This is a genomic window from Burkholderia sp. Bp8963, assembly GCF_003854275.1.
Lineage (GTDB): Bacteria > Pseudomonadota > Gammaproteobacteria > Burkholderiales > Burkholderiaceae > Burkholderia.
In genome coordinates this window covers 1-20,881 of record NZ_QTQP01000082.1, presented here as the reverse complement: position 1 = coordinate 20,881, position 20,881 = coordinate 1, and the positions used below count along the sequence as shown (strand labels likewise).

Sequence of the window (20,881 nt, the reverse complement as noted above, 5' to 3'; positions counted from 1 at the left end):
CAGTGCCCACAGTTCGTCATCAACAATCGGCGCGCCCATCCTTGGTTCCAGTTGCTCAGATGGCCAAGGTTAACAGCTTGCCGAAAAGGTTAACAGCCCCCAACGGGGTCTTTTTGATTCCATCTCTTACTTCATCACACGTCGAACTTCACGCCCTGCGCCAGCGGCAGCTCGCGGCTGTAGTTGATCGTGTTCGTCGCACGACGCATATACGCCTTCCACGCATCCGAACCCGACTCGCGGCCGCCGCCCGTTTCCTTCTCGCCGCCGAACGCGCCGCCGATCTCCGCGCCGCTCGTGCCGATGTTCACGTTGACGATCCCGCAATCGCTGCCCGCTGCCGACATGAATTGCTCGGCTTCGCGCATGTCGTTCGTGAAGATCGCCGACGACAGGCCCTGCGGCACTGCGTTGTGCACGTCGATCGCGTCCGCGAAGTCGTCATAGACCATCACGTACAGGATCGGCGCGAACGTCTCGCGTTCGACCACGGCCGTCTGCTTCGGCATCCGTACGATGGCCGGACGCACGTAGTACGCATCCGAGTGACCGATGTCGATACGCTCGCCGCCCTTCACTTCCCCGCCCTGCTCGCGTGCATCGGCAAGCGCCTTCTGCATCGCGTCGAACGACGCGCGATCGACGAGCGGACCAACCAGCGTGTCCGCTTCGAGCGGGCTGCCGACCTTCACCGACGTATAGGCCTTCTCGAGGCGCGGCAGCAGCTGATCGACCACGCTGCGATGCACGATCAGGCGGCGCAGCGTCGTGCAGCGCTGGCCAGCCGTGCCGACGGCCGCGAACGTGACCGCGCGCACGACGAGATCGAGATCCGCGCTCGGCGCGACGATCATCCCGTTGTTGCCGCCGAGTTCGAGGATGCCGCGCGCGAGGCGCTGGCTCAGCACCTTCGCGACTTCCTGGCCCATCCGCACGCTGCCCGTCGCGCTGACGACCGGCACCTTCTTCGACGACGTCAGCACCTCGCCCACGTCACGCATGCCGAGCACGAGCTGGCTCAGCCCCGCCGGCGCGACGCCCGGGTGCGTCTTCTCGAACTCGCGGATCGCTTTCTCGAGCAGCACGTGGCAGGCGATCGCGGTGAGCGGCGTCTTCTCGGACGGCTTCCAGACCACCGAATCGCCGCACACGAACGCGAGCGCCGCATTCCATGCCCACACCGCGACCGGGAAGTTGAACGCCGAAATCACGCCACACACGCCGATCGGATGCCACGTTTCCATCATCCGGTGGCCCGGGCGCTCGGACGCGATCGTCAAACCGTAAAGCTGGCGCGACAGGCCGACCGCGAAATCGCAGATGTCGATCATTTCCTGCACTTCGCCGAGCCCTTCCGACGTGATCTTGCCGGCCTCGAGCGTGACGAGGCGGCCGAGCGCGGCCTTGTGTTCGCGCAGCACGTTGCCGAACACGCGCACCAGTTCGCCGCGAACCGGCGCGGGCACCGTGCGCCACTTGAGGAATGCCTCGTGCGCGGCGTCGATCTTGCGCTCGGCGTCGGCAGGGCTGTCGACGGCCAGCGTCGCGAGCGTCGCGCCGTCGAGCGGCGAGCGCGCGGTCAGCGCGTTGCCTTTCCACTGGGCGAGATCGATGTCGAGCGCGGCAAGAATGTCGTTGAATTGCATCACTTCCTCTTGAGGGACAGATTGATCGGTGCGGCGGCAGCGCCGCCCGCGTGATTCGATTGGAGCGCGTTCGCGCGCCCTGTGCAAGCGGATACGCGCCCTGGCGAGCCTGCCGCCGTCCGGCCCACACGGCGCCGGCCATCGCCGGTTGCGTCGGCCGTCGCATGTGTCCTCGCCTCGCGAGCCGCGATCCATTGACAGCATTGTCGGTGGCCACAAGTCGGGCCGCTATTGATATTAACTCACGACTTCATTCCCAAAACGCATCACGCGATCGAATCCGGCCCGCTTCCTTCCGGGTCGCCCCGGAACACGTCCGGCATGCGAGTCGAAGGCAAGCGGCACGCGCCCCGAACGCGCGGCGATTCGCCCCCAGTTGATGACAAAATTGCATCAACCAGTTCGGAAATATCGTTTGCTGCCCCTGCTTCGACCCCACACAATCTGATCTGCGTCAAGGCGTGCGGCACAGCACCCGGCGCGCCGACGGCCACCCTGCCCGCCTCACCGGGCACGGCCGGCCCCAGACGAAGACGACGCGCAGGTCGGTCAGGCCCCCCGTACCGTGCGCATCGACGCCGCCGGCAAGCGACGGGCGGCGGGCGGGCATGCCGCGCTTCGTCTTCCCAAAACAATCCCGGAGACAGCGCTCAGCACCCCCATGCGTTCAGATTCCCACCCCGATTCCGCGAGCCCGTCCGGCTCGCAAGGTTCGCAGCCTTCCCTCCACCGCAGCCTGCAGGCGCGTCATCTGCGCATGATCGCGATCGGCGGCTCGATCGGCACCGGCCTGTTCGTCGCGTCCGGCGCGTCGATCTCGCAGGCCGGCCCCGGCGGCGCGATGCTCGCGTACATGCTGATCGGCCTGATGGTCTATTTCCTGATGACGAGCCTCGGCGAGATGGCGGCATTCATGCCGGTGTCGGGCTCGTTCGCGACCTACGGCGCGAAATTCGTCGACGAAGGCTTCGGCTTCGCGCTCGGCTGGAACTACTGGTACAGCTGGGCCGTGACGCTCGCGGTCGAGCTGGTCGCCGCGCAGCTCGTGATGAACTACTGGTTCCCGCATGTGCCGGGCGTCTGGTGGAGCGCACTGTTCCTGACCTTGATCTTCGCGCTCAACGCGTTGTCGGTGCGCGGCTTTGGTGAGGCCGAATACTGGTTCGCGCTGATCAAGGTGCTGACGGTGCTCGCGTTCGTCGGCGTTGGCCTGCTGATGATCTTCGGCATCCTGCAGGGCGCGCCGGGCAACGCCTGGGGCAACCTGACGGCCGGCGACGCGCCGTTCGTCGGCGGCTGGTCGACGATGCTCGGCGTCGCGATGATCGCGGGCTTCTCGTTCCAGGGCACCGAGATGATCGGCGTCGCGGCCGGCGAATCGGAAAACCCGCGCACGACGATCCCGCGCGCGGTGAGCCAGATCTTCTGGCGGATCCTGCTGTTCTATGTGTTCGCAATCTTCGTGATCGGCGTGCTGGTTCCGTATACCGACCCGAACCTGCTGAAGAGCGACGTGACCGACATCGGCGTGAGCCCGTTCACGCTCGTATTCCGCCGCGCGGGCCTCGCGTTCGCAGCCGGCGTGATGAACGCGGTGATCCTGACCGCCGTGCTGTCGGCCGGCAACTCGGGCATGTACGCGTCGACGCGGATGCTGTACAACCTCGCGACCGAAGGCCGCGCGCCGAAGCTGTTCGCGAAGCTGTCGCCGGGCGGCGTGCCGCGCAATGCGCTGTATGCGACGACCGCAGTCGGCGCGCTGTGCTTCCTGACGTCGCTCTATGGCGACAAGACCGTGTACCTGTGGCTGCTGAACACGTCGGGGATGGCCGGCTTCATTACGTGGCTCGGCATTGCGGTCAGCCACTACCGGTTCCGCAAGGGTTTCCTGAAGCAGGGCTACCGGCTCGAGCAACTGCCGTACCGGTCGAAGTGGTTCCCGCTCGGCCCGCTGTTCGCGTTCGTGCTGTGCGTGATCGTCGCGCTCGGCCAGGACTATCAGGCGTTCCTCGCCGACAAGATCGACTGGGCCGGCGTGGCCGCCACCTATATCGGCCTGCCGTTCTTCCTCGTGATCTGGCTCGGCTACGCGCTCGTGCGCAAATGCCGGCTCGTCCGCTGCGAGGACATGGAGATCGCGCCGTGGGTCGAGCGCAACGCGACGCCCGAACCGGCGCCCGTTGCCGACGCCGGCTATCCAGCCTACGTCGCGGGCTCCGCGAACCCGACGCCCGGCGCGTGACCGGGCCAGCCGCGCCAGCCTCCACCGGCGCGGTTTTGCAATCAATCGACGCGGCGCGCACGTTCAGGCAAGATCGACGCGCGCCGTCTGTTTTACCGCCGTTCATCCGTCATCGAATCGCATGCAGAATTTCTACGAAGCCACCGTTACCCGCCAACCGTATCCGCAACTGACCGGCACGCTCGATACGCAGGTCTGCATCGTCGGCGGCGGCCTCGCCGGCCTGTGCACCGCGCTCGGGCTCATCGAGCGCGGCGTGCGCGATGTCGTCGTGCTCGACGGCGAGCGCGTGGGCTACGGCGCCTCGGGCCGCAACGGCGGCTTCGTGTTCGGCGGCTACAGCCTCGACAACGCGGACCTGCTGCGCACGCTCGGCCGTGAAGAAGGGCGCCGCCTGTACCGGCTGACCGTCGATGCGGTCGACCTGATCCGCTCGCGCATCGCGCGCTACGGCATCGACTGCGACATCGTCGACCGCGGCGTGATGCTCGCGAACTGGTTCGACGATCCATCGCGGCTCGACAGCCTGCGCACGCTGATGAAGCAGGAATTCAACGTCGACTGGGAGCCGGTCGCGACCGACGCGCTGCGCGCCCGGCTGAAGACCGCGCGCTACCACGGCGGGCTGTTCGAGCCGAACGCGTTCCACTTCCACCCGCTCAAGTACGTGCTCGGCGTCGCGGCAGCCGCCGCGCGCGGCGGCGCGCGCATCTACGAGCAGTCGGCCGCGCTCGGCATCGCCCGCGAAGGCGCCGGGTACGTCGTGCGCACGGCGCACGGCGCGGTGCGCGCGAAGGACGTCGTGTTCGCGGCCGGCGGCTACGCGCGCGGCGTGTCGCCGCGCATCGAGCGCGCGGTGCTGCCGATCGCGACCTACGTGATCGCGACCGAACCGCTCGGCGCGCGTCTGCCGGACGCGATCGACGCGCCGTACGCGATCTACGACACGCGCTTCGCATTCGACTACTACCGTCCGCTGCAGGACACGCGGATCCTGTGGGGCGGCAGGATCTCGGTGCTGGACCGCGGCCCGGACGCGATCGCGCGGCTGCTCAAGCGCGACCTCGTGCGCGTGTATCCGCAGCTCGCGGACGTGAAGGTCGACTATGCATGGGGCGGGCTGATGAGCTACGCGCGGCACAAGATGCCGCAGATCGGCCGCGATGCCGACGGCGTGTGGCACGCGATCGCGTTCGGCGGCCACGGGATGGCGCCGACCACGGTCGCCGGCGAAACGCTCGCCGCCGCACTGGCCGGCGAGCAACCGGTGCCGGAAGGCTTCGCCGCGTTCGGCCTGACGCGCACATTCGGGCTCGCAGGCCTCGCCGCCGCGCAGCTCACGTACACGGCTTACCAGGCCCGCGACGCGCTCGCCGCATATCGTCACTGAGTGTCGCTGAGCGCCCGCGCGGCGACGCGCCAGGCGCGTGTGCCGCGCGGCGGATTAGAGCCGAAGGTCGGCGGGACGGGGGTTTTCCACATGCTAGAATGCCCTGTCCAAGCCGCCGCGAAGCCACAATAACGTCACATGAAAACAGGAAGCAGGGCCGCCACGTCCGACAACCGCGCGGTTCCGTCCGATGCGCGGCGCAAGTACGATCCCGAGCAAACCAAGCGCAACATCCTCGACGTCGCCACGCAGGAATTCTCCGCGATGGGTCTCGCCGGTGCGCGCGTCGACGCGATCGCCGAGCGCACCAACACGACGAAGCGGATGCTCTATTACTACTTCGACAGCAAGGAAGGCCTGTACGAGGCCGTGCTCGAGAAGGTGTACGGCGACATCCGCGCGCTCGAGCAGGAGCTGCACGTCGGCGACATGGAACCGCTCGAAGGCATGCGCCGTCTCGTCGAATTCACGTTCGACTATCACGACAAGCATCGCGACTTCGTCCGTCTCGTGTCGATCGAGAACATTCACGGCGCGAAGTATCTCGAACAGCTGAAGTCGTTCAAGAACCGCAACGTCAGCATCATCAAGACGCTCGAGGAACTGCTCGAGCGCGGCGCCGCAAGCGGCGCGTTCCGCCAGGACATCGACGCGTTCGACCTGCACCTGCTGATCAGCTCGTTCTGCTTCCATCGCGTGTCGAACCGCTATACGTTCGGCGCCGCGTTCGGCCGCGATCCGTCAGCGCCGCGTCTGCGCGTACGGCACCGCGACACGATCGCCGAAGCCGTGCTGCGCTACGTCGCCGCTTAACGCAGGTATCACCGTGCGTCAGTCCGGCGGCGCGGCCGCGGCCAACGCGATCCTCGCCTTCTCTTCCGGGCTCCCCGCCACGAAATACTTCTTCGCCCAGCTCGAATCGGGCGCCAGCGCGAGCCGCGGATGCGTCGCCGCGCCGCCTTGCTGCTTCGCATCGAGCACCTGCACGCTCGCGGGCGTGCCGACGACCGGATAGACGTCGTAGCGGAACCTGCCGCCGCGGTCCTGCGGATCGATACGCGCATCCCACCACAGTGAACAGCCGGTCAAGGTCGAACGGGTCAGTGTCCTCGGTGCTCTTTCAGTCGGGATGACGGTCCGATGAAACTTGTATGTCGCGCGTGCGTCAGCCGCACACCACCAGCTCGATGCCGCGCGCGGTCAATGCGCGGCGCACGGCCTTGTCCGGCGCGCGTTCGGTCACGAGACAGCGCACCGCGTCGGTGCCGTTGATCCGCACCGGCGTCACGCGGCCGAACTTCGAGTGATCGGCGACGACCACCACCGTGGCGGCCGACGCGATCATCCGGCTGCGCACTTCGGCCGCGAGCCGCGAATAGTCGGTGAATTCGCCGTCGGCCGTGATGCCGCCCGCGCCGATGAACGCGAAATCGATGTGGTATTGCGCGAGCTGCTGGATCGTGTCGAGCCCGAACGTCGCGTCCTCGTCATCGGACAGTTCGCCGCCGAGCAGCGTCACGCGATTGCCGTTGCGGCGCGCGAGCACGAACGCGATGCGCCAGTCGTTCGTGTAGACCGCGAGCCGGTGCTTGTCGGCGAGCGCGAGCGCCACCGCGTGCGTCGTGCTGCCTGAATCGATCAGCACCGATGCGCCGTCGGGCACGAACTCGGCTGCGCGCCACCCGATCGCACGCTTCGCGTCGGCGTTCGCCGCTTCACGCTCGGACAGGCTCGGCTCGCGGCGGTCCGCGGCCAGCGCGCCGCCGTGCGTCATCACGAGCAGGCCGCGCGCGGCGAGCGCGTTCAGGTCGCGCCGCACGGTTTCGCGCGACACGTCGAGCGAGCGCACCAGTTCCGCGACCGACAGCGCGCCCGATCGCCCGAGTTCCGACAAAATGAATTGATGACGTTGTTCCGCCAGCATCTCGTTACGCGCCCTAGGCGACTGGTAAATGGGGAGCATGCCATTGTATTACGGCCATTTGACCGGCATTTGACGGGCCAGTGACAGGGGACAGATCCGAGCGGCCGACGACGAAATTCAGAATTGCCGGAAGCGCGCGAATCGGCGCGGTGCGGATTGCTACACTTCGCGCTTCACCGAACGACAGACCACCGAAGGAGCTCGCGCGATGTATCGCAAAGGCATAGTGCTCGAAATCCAGTTTCCGCCCGAACGACTCAACGACGCCGCCGGCGATCCCTACTGGATCGACCTGACGCTCGACGAGGCCCGCCGCCTCCATCAGCAACTCGCCGCGCGCTTTGCGGGCGACACGAGCGCGAACCAGCCGCTCGACACGTTCTCCATCGACTGATCCCGCCGATCCCCGCAATCCTTCCGATCCGGGCCCGCCGCGTGCCACGCGGGCGATTGCAGGATTCGACAAGACACCGGCGCAGCGGCGCCGGATACTGCCGGACTTCGTGATTCCGTCCGGCCGTGCCCCGGCCTGCCTTGCATGTTCACTTCGATTGTCGCGGCGGCGTTCGTCGCGCTGTGGTCCACCGGCTTCATCGTCGCGCGGGCGATCAAGCCCTATACCGACCCGAACCTGTTCCTGCTCGCGCGCTTTGCAGGCACCGCCGTGCTGTTCGGCGCGGTCGCGCTTGCGGCGCGCGCACCGTGGCCCGCGCGCCGCGAATGGCCGCGCCACCTGATCGCGGGCGCGCTGCTGCAGGGTGTCTACCTCGGCGCGAGCTACTGGGCAGTCGCGCAGGGGCTGAATGCCGGCGTGATGGCGTTGCTCGGCGCGCTGCAGCCGCTCGCAACCGCGGTGCTCGCGGTACCGCTGTTCAACGAGCGGCTGCCCGCGCGCGGCTGGCTCGGGATGGCACTCGGCCTCGCCGGCGTCGCGCTCGTGCTCGCTCCGAAGGTGATGGGCGGCGTCGCACCGCCGCCTGGCGCCGTGCCGGCGTGGCTCGTCGTCACCGTGTCGGTACTGTCGGTCGGGTCGATCACCGCCGGCTCGCTGTACCAGAAAGGCAAGCTCGCAAAGAGCGACCTGCGCACGGCCGTCGCGGTGCAGAACTTCGGCGCCGCGATCGTCGCGGCCGTTTTCGCGGTGCTGCTGCACGAAACGCGCTGGATCGGCGCGCCCGCCCTGTGGGTATCGCTCGTCTGGGGTGTCGTGTTCCTGTCCGGCGGCGCAGTCACGATGCTGATGTGGATGCTCCGGCGCGGCAACGCCGCGCGCGCGACGTCGCTGCTGTTCCTCGCGCCGCCGCTCGCCGCGCTGCAGGGCTACCTGCTGTTCGGCGAAACGCTCGCGGCCGTCCAGCTTGCCGGGTTCGCGGTCGCGCTGGCGGGGGTCGTGCTCGCGCGGCGGTAGGCACGCCAATCAGCCGATCAGCGATTCGGCCGCCCTCCAATCCACCGTATCGCCCATGCAACGCCCGCGCGCAGCGTCACGCCCGCGGCGCGGCACGGCGCCGCGAATGCGCTTATGATGAGCGCCTCGCATTTCGACCCGGAACTTCCCCATGACAGCCGCCGATTACGCCAGCCGCCAACGCGCGATCATCGCCGAACTGAACGTCGCCGAGCATTTCGACGCCGATGCCGAGATCGCGCGCCGCGTCGATTTCCTCGCGCAGTACCTGCGCTCGACCGGCCTGCGGACCTACGTGCTCGGAATCAGCGGCGGCGTCGATTCGTCGACGGCCGGCCGGCTCGCGCAACTCGCGGTCGAACGCCTGCGCGCGGACGGCTACGACGCGCGCTTCATCGCGATGCGCTTGCCGAACGGCGTGCAGAACGACGAGGCCGACGCACAGCGCGCGCTCACGTTCGTGCGCGCGGACGAGGAACTGACGGTCAACGTGAAGCCGGCCGCCGACGCGATGCTCGGCGCGCTGGTCGCCTCCGGCCACGCGTTCGACACCCCCGGCCAGCAGGACTTCGTGCACGGCAACATCAAGGCGCGCGAGCGCATGATCGCGCAGTACGCGGTGGCCGGCGCGCGGCGCGGGATCGTGATCGGCACCGATCACGCGGCCGAATCGCTGATGGGGTTCTTCACGAAGTTCGGCGATGGCGGCGCGGACGTGTTGCCGCTCGCGGGCCTGAGCAAGCGTCGCGTGCGCGCGGTGGCGCGCGCGCTGGGCGGCGAGGAGGCGCTCGTGATGAAGGTGCCGACCGCCGATCTCGAGGAACTGCGTCCGCTGCGCCCCGACGAGCACGCCTACGGCGTCACCTACGACGAGATCGACGACTTCCTCGAAGGCAAGCCCGTCAGCGACAACGTGTACGAAACTGTGCTGCGCTTCTACGACGGCTCGCGGCACAAGCGCGCGCTGCCTTACACGCTGTTCGACTGGCCCGAGCAGCGCGGCTGACGGCGCGCGCCGGCGCGCATTACGGCCGGCGAGCGTCGCCCGGACGGCTCATGCGTGCCCGCCCGCGACAGGCGCGTCCTCCTTCGCCTGCAACGCACGAATCCGCATCCGCGCGCCCGTATCGGCAACCGTCGTGTCGTACATCGCCGCGAGGTCGTGCTTGAGCGCGGTGCGCGAGCCGCCGTCGAGATACACCATGTGCCCGGACGGATAGAACCGCGCCGACAGGTTCTGCCGCACCTTCGGATCCTCGAGCGGCATCTGCTGCAGGTCGATCACGGTCTGGTAGAACGGCGTGACGAAATCGTAGAAGCCGTTTGCCGACAGCACCTTCAGGTCGACGTTGAGCGCCATCACCGCCGCCAGGTCGCCCGCCGTGTAGAGGATCACGTTCCCCTTCGCATCGACGCCCTGCTGCGCGCCGGTCGGGTCGATATGGCTGAAATCCCAGTTCCGGAACGCCTGGTCGTTCAGGTCCGTGAATGCCGAATTCGATGTGAACTTCAGCTGCTCGTTCAGATAGCTGTTCCACATCGCCGTATAGACGCCCGACACGGCCGTCATCGTCGGATCGTTGCCGCCCGAATTCGGATCGACCTTGCCCGCGATGCCCGTGCCGATCCCCGTCACGCGGCCGTCGTACGCGCCGAGCGACAGCCCGCTCGCGCGCAGCAGCGTCGTCAGGAACAGCGAATTGCCGCGCGCGTCGTAGCCCGCGACATCGAGGCTCCACGACAGCAGCGTCGTCGTGTCGATGCCCGTGTATTCGGAGAGCTTCTGCACGATCGCCGGGTCCGTCTGCGGAAACTTGCGCAGCGCGTCCAGGTAGTCGGTGCGGGCGAACTGGGCGACTTCCTCGACGAACGCGCCGAGATCGGCCGGCGCGGGCGACACGCCGAGCCGCTTGTGATACCACGCGTCGGCCGCGGCGGTCGGCAGCGCGCCGACCGGGTTGCCGGCCTGCCGGTAGTCGAGGATCGACGATTGCAGCGTGATGCCGTTCAGGTCGACGCCATCCTCGTGCAGCTTGTACGCGAGCACGCAACTGCGCGCGGTGCCATACGACTCGCCGAACAGGTATTTCGGCGAATTCCAGCGGTTGTTCTTCGTCAGGTAGCGCTTGATGAACTGCTTCAGCGAATTCGCATCCTGGTCGACGCCCCAGAAATCGCGATTCTTGTTCGGCGCGACCGCCGCCGAATAGCCGGTGCCGACCGGGTTGATGAACACGAGGTCGCTCTTGTCGAGCAGGCTGTCGGGGTTGTCTTCCATCTGATACGGCGCGGGCGGCGTGAAGCCCGGCATCGACGTCTTGATGCGGCGCGGCGCAAACGAGCCGAGCAGCACGAACACCGACGACGAGCCGGGCCCGCCGTTATAGAAGTACGTCACGGGCCGCTCCTCCTCCTTCTGCCCGTCTTCGGTGAACGCGACGTAGAAGATCTTCGCGGCCGGCAGCGAACTGCTCGGATCCACCGTCACGAGATGGCCGGCCGTCGCCGTGTACGCGATGCGTCGCCCGCCGATCGTGACCGCGTGATGCGTGACGGCGGCGGCTTCCGTCGTGTCGGTCACCGAGTCGTCCGGCCCGTTGCCGTACGCGACTGGATCGAAGAACGGCTGGTCGCGGCCGTGGCTCAGTGCGACCGGATTGACGGTCGGCGGCACGCCATGCGAATTGTGGTCGCCGTGATGCAACGGATACACGCCGCCATTGGATGCGGAATCGATGCCCATCGTGCTGCTCCTGGAAGTGAGGGGGAAGCGGGAAACCAGCAACAAGCGTGATGCGGGGAGACCGCCCGCCGTCAGCTCGACGGCTTGCGCGTCAGGATCGCGGCCAGCTGCGCGCCGTTCGGGCTGCCGAGGCCCGTGCACGCGTCCCAGCCCGGCGCCGCCGCGTATGCGCCGTTCGAGCCTTCGGTAACGTCGCGCAACGCGCCCGGATTCCTGTACAGCACCGGGTTGATCCAGCCGACGGACGCGCCGGCCGATGCATTGATGCGCGCGATCAGCGCCGCCCACAGCGGCGACACCGCGCTCGTGCCGCCCATCACCGTCGGCGTGCCCGCGATCGCGACTTCGTAGCCCGTCTGCGGCGACGCATCGCCCGCGACGTCCGGCACGCCGCGCTTCGCGAGCGGCGTGGCGCTGCCGTCGGCGAGCGTCACCGTGAGCCCCTGCTGCCATGCAGGCAGATCGAACATCGTGCTGACACCGCCACCGCCCGCGCCGCCGCCCGAGGCATCGTCGTTCCACGTGACCTCACTGCGGATGCCCTGGCCCGGCAGCGCATCGAGCTGCGTGCCGCCGCAGCCGAGCACGTACGGGCTCGACGCGGGGAAATCGACGTGCTGCGCGCCGTCCTGCAGGCCGTCGCCCGAGCCGCTGTCGCCGGACGCCGCACAGACCGTGATGCCCTGCGCGGCCGCTGTCTGCAATACGCGGTTGAACGCCTGCGCCGACTGCGCCTGCCAGATCGCTTCGGGGCCGCCCCAGCTGATCGAGATCACGGACGGCCGGTTCTTCGTGTCGTTGACCGCCGCGTTGACGGCCTGGATGAAGCCCGCGTCGCTGTTCGGCGCGAAGTACACGGCGATCGTCGCCGCGGGCGCGATCGCGCCCGCGACCTCGATGTCGAGCGCGACTTCGCCGTCGGGCCCGCTCGGGTCGCCGGTCGGCGCATTGCGGCCCGTGCCGACGTTCACGTCGACGAGCTTCGGCGGCGTCGTGATGCCGAGTCCGCGGAAATACTGCGCGATGTCCGCTGCGGTATAGCCGCCGCCGAGCTCGATGATCGCAATGCACTGCCCGGCACCGTCGCCGGCCGGAAAGCCATACAGCGAAGCGAGCTGCGGCGGCGTAAACGTGACGGCCGTCGCCCCGCCTCGCGCCGGCTTGAACGGCGGGCGCAGCCGGAAGTGCGGCCGCGCCTGCGGACGGCTGTCGAGGCCGAGCACCGCGGTGACCGCATCGCCGAGCTCGTCGGGCAGCGTGATCGCGCCGGACCGGCCGCGATACTGACCGATCGTGCGATGCTCGAAGCGCTCGAGCGTGACGCCGAACGCGGCTTCGAACTGCTTGATCGTGCCGGACAGCACGACGACGCTTTCGACCGGATCGACGCGATCGACCGTCAGCTGATGACGGCGCGCGAATTCCTCGGTCTTGCGGATGTCGTCGGGATTGGCGGAAAAGCGCTTCGCGAAAGCGTCGCGCGACAGTGGTCGCGCGTTCGGATCGCCAGTCGCGAGCTGGTGAAGCAACGTGTCGAGATCCCCTTCTTCCTGCCGCCGCAACATGATCGTGACGTGAATGCGCTCGGCCGGGTCGCACGGCCCGAGGCACTGGGACTCGGCGACGATTCGGGGTTCGCGGTCGGCGTGAAGATGCCTTGCCATGTTCAGACCCTCCTTGTTACCGCGTTGCACGGAACAGCCAGAAAATCGGACATAACCGGCGACGGACGGTTCCGTTCAGTCAGACGGATTCACAGCAGCGCGGCGAGGTAAAGGAAGTTTAGGACAAGTAAGACGAATCGCGCTGGGGGGATGGGTGCATCAGTCCATCGACAGGCGCAGTGCGAAGCCGATCAGCGCCGCGGAGAACGTCCAGCGCTGCACGGTCTGTGCGAGCGGATGCGCGCGCATCCACGCCGCGATCCTCGATGCGCCGAACACGCACGCGAGGTCGAAACAGACACCAGCCGCCACCAGCATCGCGCCCAGCTCGAACATCTGGAAGACGACCGGCCCGGCCTCCGGCCGCACGAACTGCGGCAACAGCACCGAACAGAACAGCAGCGCCTTCGGGTTCAGCAGGTTTGTCAGCAGGCCTTTCACGAACGCCTGCCGCAATTCGCCGGCCGCATCCGCCGCGCCATCGCCAAGTGCGAACACCGGCGAACGGAACACCTGGATCGCGACGTACGCGAGATAGAGCGCGCCGCCGTAGCGGATCACTTCGTACAGCCACGGCGCGCTGCGGATCAGCGCCGCGACGCCGCATGCGGACAGCGTCACGTGCGCGGTGCGCGACAGCGACAGGCCGGCCGCCGCCGCGATGCCGGGCCGCACGCCGCGGCCGATGCTGGTCTGCAGCACGAGCGCCATGTCCGGCCCCGGCACGGCGTAGATCGCCGCCAGCGCGGCCAGGTAAATCAACAGCAAATGCGTGGAAATCATGTTCTGCCCCCGTCCATCGATAGCGATATGGTGCCGCCAACGGACGAGGGATTTTTGGCCTTATTTGGCAATCATCTGGCCATGGCGAGCTGATTCCCCCAAAATTTACTCATTCCAATATGGATTCCGCCACCATGCCTGAGCTCGACAAAACCGACCGCGCGATTCTTGCCGCGGTGCAACGCGACGGCCGCGTGCCGATCGCGCGCCTGGCCGACAGCGTCGGCCTGTCCGAAACGCCGTGCGCGCGGCGCCTGAAGCGTCTCGAAAGCGACGGCTATATCGAGCGCTACCGCGCGCAGCTGTCGCGCAAGGCGCTCGGCTTCGGTGTGGTCGCGTTCGTGCTGGTGCGGTTCGCGGTGCACGACCGCGAGGTCGCGAACCGCTTCGAGCGGGAAATCCTCGCGATCGAGCGGATCCTGTCGTGCCACAACGTGTCGGGCACCGCCGACTACCTGCTGCAGGTGGTCGCGCACGATCTCGACGACTACGGCACGTTCCTGCGCGAATCGCTGCGGGTGCTGCCCGGCGTGACGTCGATCGAATCGGCGCTGTCGCTGCGCGAGGTGAAGCGTGAGGCGGGCTTGCCGGTGCCGTGAGCCGGTGCGCGCTCACGCATCGGGCGGCTGGTGCGCGTGCTCGAGGTCCTCGAGAAACGCCTGCACGAGCGGATTGCTGCGCGCGTTGCGCGCGACGACCATGTGGAACGTGACGTCGTAATGCAGCCGCTCCGGGTTCAGCGGCGCGAGCAGCCCCTGCGCGACGTACGGCGCCGCGAAATGCTGCGGCAGGTAGCCGAGATGATGGCCCGACAGGATCAGCAGCGCGACCGCCTCCATGTTGTCGGCGGTCGCGGTCACGCGATCGGGCGTCGTCGACATCTGCGCTTCCGGCAGCGGGTACGAGCGCCACGCCCATTCGAACCCGGCGACGTCGGCCGGCGTCAGCGCGCCGGCGCGCACGAACAGCGGATGGCCGCGTCCGCAGTACGCGACCTGCCGCTCGATGAAAAGCGGCGTGTAGTGCAGCGCGGGCACCCGGTGCCAGAAATAGCCGACCGCGATCTGGATCTCGTCGCTCAGCAGCTTTTCCTCGAGATCGCCGGGCGCCCGCACCGAGATCGAGAAGCGCACGGCCTCGTCGCGGGTGCGGAACGCGGCGATCGCCTCGGCGATCCGCGCGTTCTGGCTGATCGGCGTATGGCCGATCAGGCCGATGTTCAGCGTGCCGACCAGTTGCCGGTCCATATGCCGCGCGGCAATCCCGAATTCGTCGAGCGCGCTCAGCAGCTTGCGGCTCATCGCAAGAAAGCGCTCGCCCTTCGGCGTGAGCCGGAAGCCGCTGCGGCCCCGCTCGCAGAGCCGGTAGCCGAGACGCGTCTCGAGTGACGACAGCTGCGCGCTGATCGTCGACTGCCCGACGTTCAGCATCGCCTGCGCGGCCGAGACGCCGCCGGCGTCGGTGACCGCGAGAAACACGCGGATCAGCCGCAGATCGAGGGTCGACAGATTCCCCAGCACGCTATTCCCCTTCCATACATCGATGCCGATCGATGTTTACGTCGATATCTTCGCATTCTTCTTTCCGGCCGGAACGCGTACAACTGTGCGCCAGGCCGCGTCGAATGATACGGCACCCCCACACTGGAAGAGACGCACGATGAACAACCCTACTCATTTCCAGCCGCTCGGCGGCAATGAAATGCCGCGCTGCGGCGGCATCGCGACGATGATGCGCCTGCCTCACGTGCCGACGGCCGAAGGCCTCGATGCATGCTTCGTCGGCGTGCCGTTCGACCTCGGCACGTCCAACCGTACCGGCGCCCGCTTCGGCCCGCGCCAGATCCGCAGCGAATCCGTGCTGCTGCGCCCGTACAACATGGCTACGCGCGCCGCGCCGTTCGACTCGCTGCAGGTCGCGGACATCGGCGACGTCGCGATCAATCCGTACAACCTGCACGATTCCATCGCCCGCATCGAAGCCGCGTACGACGCGATCCTGGAGCACGACTGCAAGCCGATCACGCTCGGCGGCGACCACACGATCGCGCTGCCGATCCTGCGCGCGATCCACCGCAAGCACGGCAAGGTTGCATTGATCCACGTCGATGCACACGCCGACGTGAACGACACGATGATGGGCGAAAAGATCGCGCACGGCACGCCGTTCCGCCGCGCGGTCGAGGAAGGCCTGCTGCACGGCGACAAGGTCACGCAGATCGGCCTGCGCGGCACCGGCTACGCGGCCGAGGACTTCGACTGGTGCCGCGAGCAGGGCTTCCGCGTCGTCCAGGCGGAGGCATGCTGGAACAAGTCGCTCGCGCCGCTGATGGACGAAGTGCGCGAGCGGATCGGCGACACGCCCGTCTACATCAGCTTCGACATCGACGGCATCGACCCGGCCTACGCGCCGGGCACCGGCACCCCGGAAATCGCCGGGCTGACCGTGCCGCAGGCGCTCGAGATCATCCGCGGCGCGAAGGGCCTGAATATCGTCGGCTGCGATCTCGTCGAAGTGGCGCCGCCATACGACCCGTTCGGCACCACGGCGCTGCTCGGCGCGAACCTCGCGTACGAGCTGCTGTGCGTGCTGCCGGGCGTCAGGTACCGCGACTGATCCCGACGGAACGACATATCCAATCCAGAGGATTCGAGAGGAGCCAATAAAAGATGGGGACTTCCGTCAAGCAACCGAAGCGTGCGGCGCTCGCGTCGTTCGTCGGCACCACGATCGAGTGGTACGACTTCTACAGCTACGCGACCGCCGCGGCCATCGTGTTCGGGCCGCTATTCTTTCCGGGCGAGAACCGTTTCATCAGCCTGCTCGCGTCGTTCGGCTCGTTCGCGGTCGGATTCTTCGCGCGGCCGCTCGGCGGCGTGATGTTTGGCTATCTCGGCGACCGTTTCGGCCGCAAGCGCTCGCTGCTCGCGACGCTGATGCTGATGGCGGTGTCGACGGTCGCGATCGGCCTGTTGCCGACCTACGCGCAGGCCGGCGCGATCGCGCCGATCCTGCTCGTGCTGTTGCGCGTGCTGCAGGGCATCGCGGTCGGCGGCGAATGGGGCGGCGCGGTGCTGCTCGCCGGCGAACACGCGCCGGAAGGCAAGCGCACGTTCTTCGCATCGTTCGCGCAGCTCGGCAGCGCGAGCGGCCTGATCCTGTCGATGCTCGCGTTCGGCGCGATCAGCACGCTGCCGAAGGAAGACCTGATGAACTGGGGCTGGCGACTGCCGTTCCTCGCGAGTGCGGTACTGCTCGCGGTTGGCTTCGTGATTCGTGCGAGCGTGTCCGAGTCGCCCGAGTTCGAGGAAGTCAGGAAGCGCGGCGACACCGCGCAGAACCCGGTGCGCGAAGCGCTCAAGTATTGGCCGCTGCTGCTGCTCGCGATCGGCGCGAACGTGTACGGGATCGCCGGCGTGTACTTCAGCAACATCTTCATGATCAGCTATGCGACGCAGTTCCTGTCGCTCGACCGCTCGATGGTGCTGCAATGCATGACGATCGTCGCGGTGCTGCAGTTCGTCGTGCAGCTCGCGGCCGCGTGCTTTGCGCAGCGCTTCGGCACGACGCGCGTGCTGCTGATCACCGGGGCGTGGGCCGCGATCGTGCCGTTCGTGATGCTGCCGCTCGTGCATGCGGGCACGCCGCTGTCGATCACGGTCGGCGTCGGCCTCGCGACGCTCGCCGAATCGGGCTACTACTCGGTGGTCGCGGGCTTCGTCAGCGGGATCTTCGTCGCACGCGTCCGCTATACGGCGATCTCGATCGCGTACCAGGTGTGCGGCGCGCTCGCCGGCGGTCTCACGCCGCTCGTCGCGACCGTGATCGCGCAGAACACCACACCGCAATGGTGGCCGCTCGCGCTTCAGTACACGAGCGCCGCGATCCTGTCGTCGGTCTGCGTGTGGCTGATCGCGCGACGCGTTGGCACCGACAATGCAGGCTCGCCGCGCGAAGCGCTGCCGCGCGGCGCGCGCACCGCGTAGTCGTCGCGCGACGGGCAGGCGGCACGCGTCCGCCTGCCCGGCTTTTTCTGCACGGAGGTGCCACCCGGCGCGGTCGGGCAACGAGGTTGGTGTTGGCGGCTGATCGATCGGCCGACTAAGCCGCTGACTATGCGGCTAACTACGCGGATGACTACGCAACTAGCGCTACGCGACCGGCAACGCCGCCACTTCACATGCGTCGAATTGGACCGCAAGATGCGGAGCGCATCCGGAGAGCGGCGCCGCTAGACTGGGTTCGTCGATCTTCGCCGCGAAAACAGTCATGTGTCACACGTTGCCGCAATTTTCCTTTCCGATCCGCCCTCTGGTCTGCCTACCGTCGCATGCGGTGCGTTCAGTTCACGTTCACCGAACGTCGGTACTGCTCGCCCGGAGATCCGACGTCATTCGGCCAATAACTGGAGGACTCGCGTGAACATTGCCGACTTGCGCGCTGGTGCTGCCACCAACGACAACGACAACGACATTGTCCGGCATGCCGACTCCGTGAACTGGCCGACGATCGAAGCGGAACTGGATCACCACGGATGTGCGCTCGTTCCGAAGTTGTTGCCCGCGCCCGCCTGCGACGCGCTGGCGTCGCTCTATCCGCACGACACCCTGTACCGTTCGCGAGTCGTGATGGCGCGTCACGGCTTCGGTCGCGGCGAATACAAATACTTCGCGTACCCGCTGCCGGCGACGATCGATACGTTGCGCTCGACGCTCTATCCGCACCTGGCGCCGATTGCCAATCGCTGGAACTCGACACTCGGCATCGACGTCCGCTATCCGGCTGAGCACGCCGACTTTCTCGCGCGATGCCACGCGGCGGGACAGACACGCCCGACGCCGCTGATCCTGCAATATGGGCCGGACGACTACAACTGCCTGCATCAGGACCTGTATGGCGAGCACGTGTTTCCGCTCCAGGTCGCGATCCTGCTGTCGGCACCGGGACGCGACTTCACGGGTGGCGAATTCGTGCTGACCGAGCAGCGGCCGCGCATGCAGTCTCGTGCCGAAGTCGTACCGCTGACGCAAGGCGACGCGGTCATCTTTGCCGTGCACGGCAGACCGGTGCGCGGCACGCGCGGCGTCTATCGCGTCAACCTGCGTCACGGCGTGAGCCGCATTCGTTCGGGGCATCGCCATACGGTCGGCATCATCTTCCACGACGCGCAGTAGCCACGCGGGCGGTTTGCTTCAGCCTTTGGCGACGCTCGCCCTCAACCGATCGCCAGCGTCGGCCGCGAGCCGCACATAGCCTGGCAACGTCAGCAGCGCAAGCGCGCCGGCCATGAAGAATGCCCAGCGAAAATCCTCCAGCAGATAGTGGACGCCCGTCACATCGCCACGCATCGTCGCCGCAACCCGCAGCGCGAGCGCGCCGAACGCAATCCCCATGCCGATCGTCATCTGCTGCGCCGCGCTCCACAGCGTACTCGCGGCGCTCGTCTGCTGCGCGGGGATGTCCGCATAGGCAAGGGTCGCAAGCATGGTGAACTGCATCGAGCGCGTTAGCCCGTAGACAAATACGACAAACAACGTGATCACGAGCGGCGTCGACGCGGTCAGCCAGCCGCATGCGATCGTGAACACGCCAACGATCGTCACGTCGACGAGTGCGACGCGGCGGAACCCGAACCGGTCGATGATCCACGACGTTCCGGCCTTCATGCCGAGGTTGCCGAGTGCGCTGGCCAGCAGCAGCAGGCCGGACTGGAACGGCGACAGACCGAACCCGATCTGGAACAGCAGCGGCAGCAGATACGGCACCGCATTGATTGCGATCCGCGTGATCGATCCCGTCATCACCGTGACGGAAAACGTCGGCACGTGGAGCGTCGTGAAATCGAGCAGCGGATGCGTACAGCGTCGCGCATGCAGCCATGCGGCGACGCCGAACAGCACGCTCGCGCCGACGAGTACCGCGGCACGCCAAATATCGGCACCCTGCTGCCCTGCCGTCTCGGTTCCGATCAGCAGGCAGGTCAACGCGGCGCCGGCCAGCACGAAACCGAGCCAGTCGAGCGGGCGCGGCTCGTCAGCCCGCGTATTCCTGACGATCAGCCAGGTGCAGACGAGCGCTGCAATGCCGAACGGTACGTTCAGCAGGAAGATCCACCGCCACGACGCATAGGTCGTGATGAATCCGCCGATCGGCGGCCCGACGACCGGCGCGACGATTCCCGGCCACGTAATGGTTGCGATTGCACGCATCAGGCGCGCCTTCTCGGTGCTGCGCACGACGATCATCCGTCCGACGGGCACCATCATTGCGCCGCCGATCCCTTGCAGCAGGCGTGCGGCCGTAAACGACGCAACGCCATTGGACAGCCCGCACAGAATCGACGCGCCGGTAAAGACGACGATGGCGCTTCCGAACACCGTGCGCGAACCGTATCGGTCGGCAATCCAGCCGCTGATCGGGATGAATACCGCGAGCGCGAGCATGTAGGCGGTCATCCCGAGACTCAACGCATTCGGCCCGACGCCGAACGTATTGGCCATCTGCGGCAGCGCAGTCGCGATCACCGTGGTGTCGAGGTACTCCATGAAGAAAGTCGCAGCGACCAGATAAGGCAACAGGCCAATCGCACGATCGTCTTGACGAGACGTGGCAGACATGCCGAATTCCGAGGTTCGAAAATCGAGGGAGAGGGGAACGTGATGGAGCCGAAGGATACGGGCGCACATCATCGGAGAAGCCATTGCGATGCGAACGCGCAAGCGCCCGGCGGAACGATACTACCGCTTCCGGTTACGCGTTGCAGCGAGTGAACGCGGCAGGATGGAAGGTCATCGCGCTGAAGAGAGTGGCGTCATCCTGGAATCCGAGCTGATGCCTCAGTGCATTGTCGGAGCGACGCGATGCGCCGGAATGGCTGCGTAACGGGCGCCGGTGACCAGGTGGCGCGGGGAGCCCCACGCATTTTCGCCGCGCCAATGCAAAAACCCCCGCCTGTTGGGCGGGGGTTTCTGGCTTAGGGAGCCTGACGATTACCTACTTTCACACGGGAATCCGCACTATCATCGGCGTAGAGTCGTTTCACGGTCCTGTTCGGGATGGGAAGGGGTGGGACCGACTCGCT

At 67.2% G+C, this 20,881-nt stretch carries 18 protein-coding genes and 1 rRNA gene; 10 read left to right on the top strand and 9 right to left on the bottom strand.

Annotated elements, in window-relative coordinates; all coding sequences use genetic code 11:
- Positions 1-134: 134 nt before the first annotated feature.
- The gene (locus DID96_RS35495) at positions 135-1,646 is read right to left on the bottom strand and encodes an aldehyde dehydrogenase family protein (protein ID WP_124603845.1); all 1,512 of its coding nucleotides are present in this window, start codon (positions 1,644-1,646) and stop codon (positions 135-137) included.
- A gap of 661 nt (positions 1,647-2,307) precedes the next feature.
- Here DID96_RS35495 and DID96_RS35490 point away from each other — a divergent pair.
- The 3 genes from DID96_RS35490 to DID96_RS35480 all read left to right on the top strand — a co-directional run bounded on the left by DID96_RS35490 (position 2,308) and on the right by DID96_RS35480 (position 6,091).
- Positions 2,308-3,888, top strand: coding sequence for an amino acid permease (locus DID96_RS35490; RefSeq protein WP_124603844.1), 1,581 nt, complete (start codon positions 2,308-2,310; stop codon positions 3,886-3,888).
- A gap of 121 nt (positions 3,889-4,009) precedes the next feature.
- The gene (locus DID96_RS35485; RefSeq protein ID WP_124603843.1) at positions 4,010-5,278 is read left to right on the top strand and encodes an FAD-binding oxidoreductase; all 1,269 of its coding nucleotides are present in this window, start codon (positions 4,010-4,012) and stop codon (positions 5,276-5,278) included.
- A 138-nt stretch (positions 5,279-5,416) separates the two neighbouring features.
- Positions 5,417-6,091, top strand: a complete 675-nt coding sequence (locus tag DID96_RS35480) for a TetR family transcriptional regulator (protein ID WP_124603842.1) — start codon at positions 5,417-5,419, stop codon at positions 6,089-6,091.
- 18 nt (positions 6,092-6,109) lie between these two features.
- Here the strand turns inward: DID96_RS35480 and DID96_RS35475 are convergent, their stop codons facing one another.
- Together DID96_RS35475 and DID96_RS35470 are read right to left on the bottom strand one after the other, a co-directional pair.
- The gene (locus DID96_RS35475; RefSeq protein ID WP_124603841.1) at positions 6,110-6,367 is read right to left on the bottom strand and encodes a hypothetical protein; all 258 of its coding nucleotides are present in this window, start codon (positions 6,365-6,367) and stop codon (positions 6,110-6,112) included.
- 76 nt (positions 6,368-6,443) lie between these two features.
- On the bottom strand, positions 6,444-7,202 hold the full coding sequence (locus DID96_RS35470; RefSeq protein WP_124603840.1) for a DeoR/GlpR family DNA-binding transcription regulator: 759 nt from the start codon (positions 7,200-7,202) through the stop codon (positions 6,444-6,446).
- Positions 7,203-7,410: 208 nt separating this feature from the next.
- Here DID96_RS35470 and DID96_RS35465 point away from each other — a divergent pair, with 208 nt between their 5' ends.
- From DID96_RS35465 to nadE, 3 genes are all read left to right on the top strand, one after another.
- Positions 7,411-7,596, top strand: a complete 186-nt coding sequence (locus DID96_RS35465) for a hypothetical protein (RefSeq protein ID WP_124603839.1) — start codon at positions 7,411-7,413, stop codon at positions 7,594-7,596.
- A 144-nt stretch (positions 7,597-7,740) separates the two neighbouring features.
- A complete protein-coding gene (locus DID96_RS35460) occupies positions 7,741-8,610 on the top strand; it encodes a DMT family transporter (RefSeq protein WP_124603838.1) in 870 nt (289 codons plus the stop codon).
- A gap of 151 nt (positions 8,611-8,761) precedes the next feature.
- A complete protein-coding gene (gene nadE / locus DID96_RS35455) occupies positions 8,762-9,616 on the top strand; it encodes an ammonia-dependent NAD(+) synthetase (protein WP_124603837.1) in 855 nt (284 codons plus the stop codon).
- A gap of 48 nt (positions 9,617-9,664) precedes the next feature.
- Here the strand turns inward: nadE and DID96_RS35450 are convergent, their stop codons facing one another.
- The 3 genes from DID96_RS35450 to DID96_RS35440 form a co-directional block, all read right to left on the bottom strand.
- Positions 9,665-11,353, bottom strand: a complete 1,689-nt coding sequence (locus DID96_RS35450; RefSeq protein WP_124603836.1) for a S10 family peptidase — start codon at positions 11,351-11,353, stop codon at positions 9,665-9,667.
- Between the two features lie 71 nt (positions 11,354-11,424).
- Complete coding sequence (locus DID96_RS35445) at positions 11,425-13,017, bottom strand: protease pro-enzyme activation domain-containing protein (protein ID WP_124603835.1); 1,593 nt, start codon at positions 13,015-13,017, stop codon at positions 11,425-11,427.
- Between the two features lie 159 nt (positions 13,018-13,176).
- Positions 13,177-13,800, bottom strand: coding sequence for a LysE family translocator (locus DID96_RS35440; protein ID WP_124603834.1), 624 nt, complete (start codon positions 13,798-13,800; stop codon positions 13,177-13,179).
- Between the two features lie 134 nt (positions 13,801-13,934).
- Between DID96_RS35440 and DID96_RS35435 the strand changes: the two genes are divergently transcribed.
- Complete coding sequence (locus tag DID96_RS35435; RefSeq protein WP_124603833.1) at positions 13,935-14,399, top strand: Lrp/AsnC family transcriptional regulator; 465 nt, start codon at positions 13,935-13,937, stop codon at positions 14,397-14,399.
- Positions 14,400-14,411: 12 nt separating this feature from the next.
- Here the strand turns inward: DID96_RS35435 and DID96_RS35430 are convergent, their stop codons facing one another.
- Positions 14,412-15,320 carry a LysR family transcriptional regulator gene (locus tag DID96_RS35430; protein WP_124603832.1) on the bottom strand — a complete coding sequence of 303 codons (909 nt, stop codon included), beginning with the start codon at positions 15,318-15,320 and terminating at the stop codon, positions 14,412-14,414.
- A gap of 139 nt (positions 15,321-15,459) precedes the next feature.
- Here DID96_RS35430 and speB point away from each other — a divergent pair, with 139 nt between their 5' ends.
- From speB to DID96_RS35415, 3 genes are all read left to right on the top strand, one after another.
- Positions 15,460-16,416: an agmatinase gene (gene speB / locus DID96_RS35425; RefSeq protein ID WP_124603831.1), complete on the top strand. Its 957-nt coding sequence runs from the start codon at positions 15,460-15,462 to the stop codon at positions 16,414-16,416.
- Positions 16,417-16,469: 53 nt separating this feature from the next.
- Positions 16,470-17,786 (top strand): MFS transporter, encoded by a 1,317-nt coding sequence (locus DID96_RS35420; protein WP_124603830.1) that lies wholly within the window; start codon positions 16,470-16,472, stop codon positions 17,784-17,786.
- Between the two features lie 486 nt (positions 17,787-18,272).
- Complete coding sequence (locus DID96_RS35415) at positions 18,273-18,974, top strand: 2OG-Fe(II) oxygenase (protein ID WP_409333844.1); 702 nt, start codon at positions 18,273-18,275, stop codon at positions 18,972-18,974.
- A gap of 18 nt (positions 18,975-18,992) precedes the next feature.
- Here DID96_RS35415 and DID96_RS35410 read toward each other — a convergent pair whose 3' ends face one another.
- Together DID96_RS35410 and rrf are read right to left on the bottom strand one after the other, a co-directional pair.
- A complete protein-coding gene (locus tag DID96_RS35410) occupies positions 18,993-20,417 on the bottom strand; it encodes a DHA2 family efflux MFS transporter permease subunit (protein WP_124603829.1) in 1,425 nt (474 codons plus the stop codon).
- A gap of 363 nt (positions 20,418-20,780) precedes the next feature.
- Positions 20,781-20,881: ribosomal RNA gene (gene rrf / locus DID96_RS35405) — 5S ribosomal RNA — on the bottom strand; the annotation flags it as partial.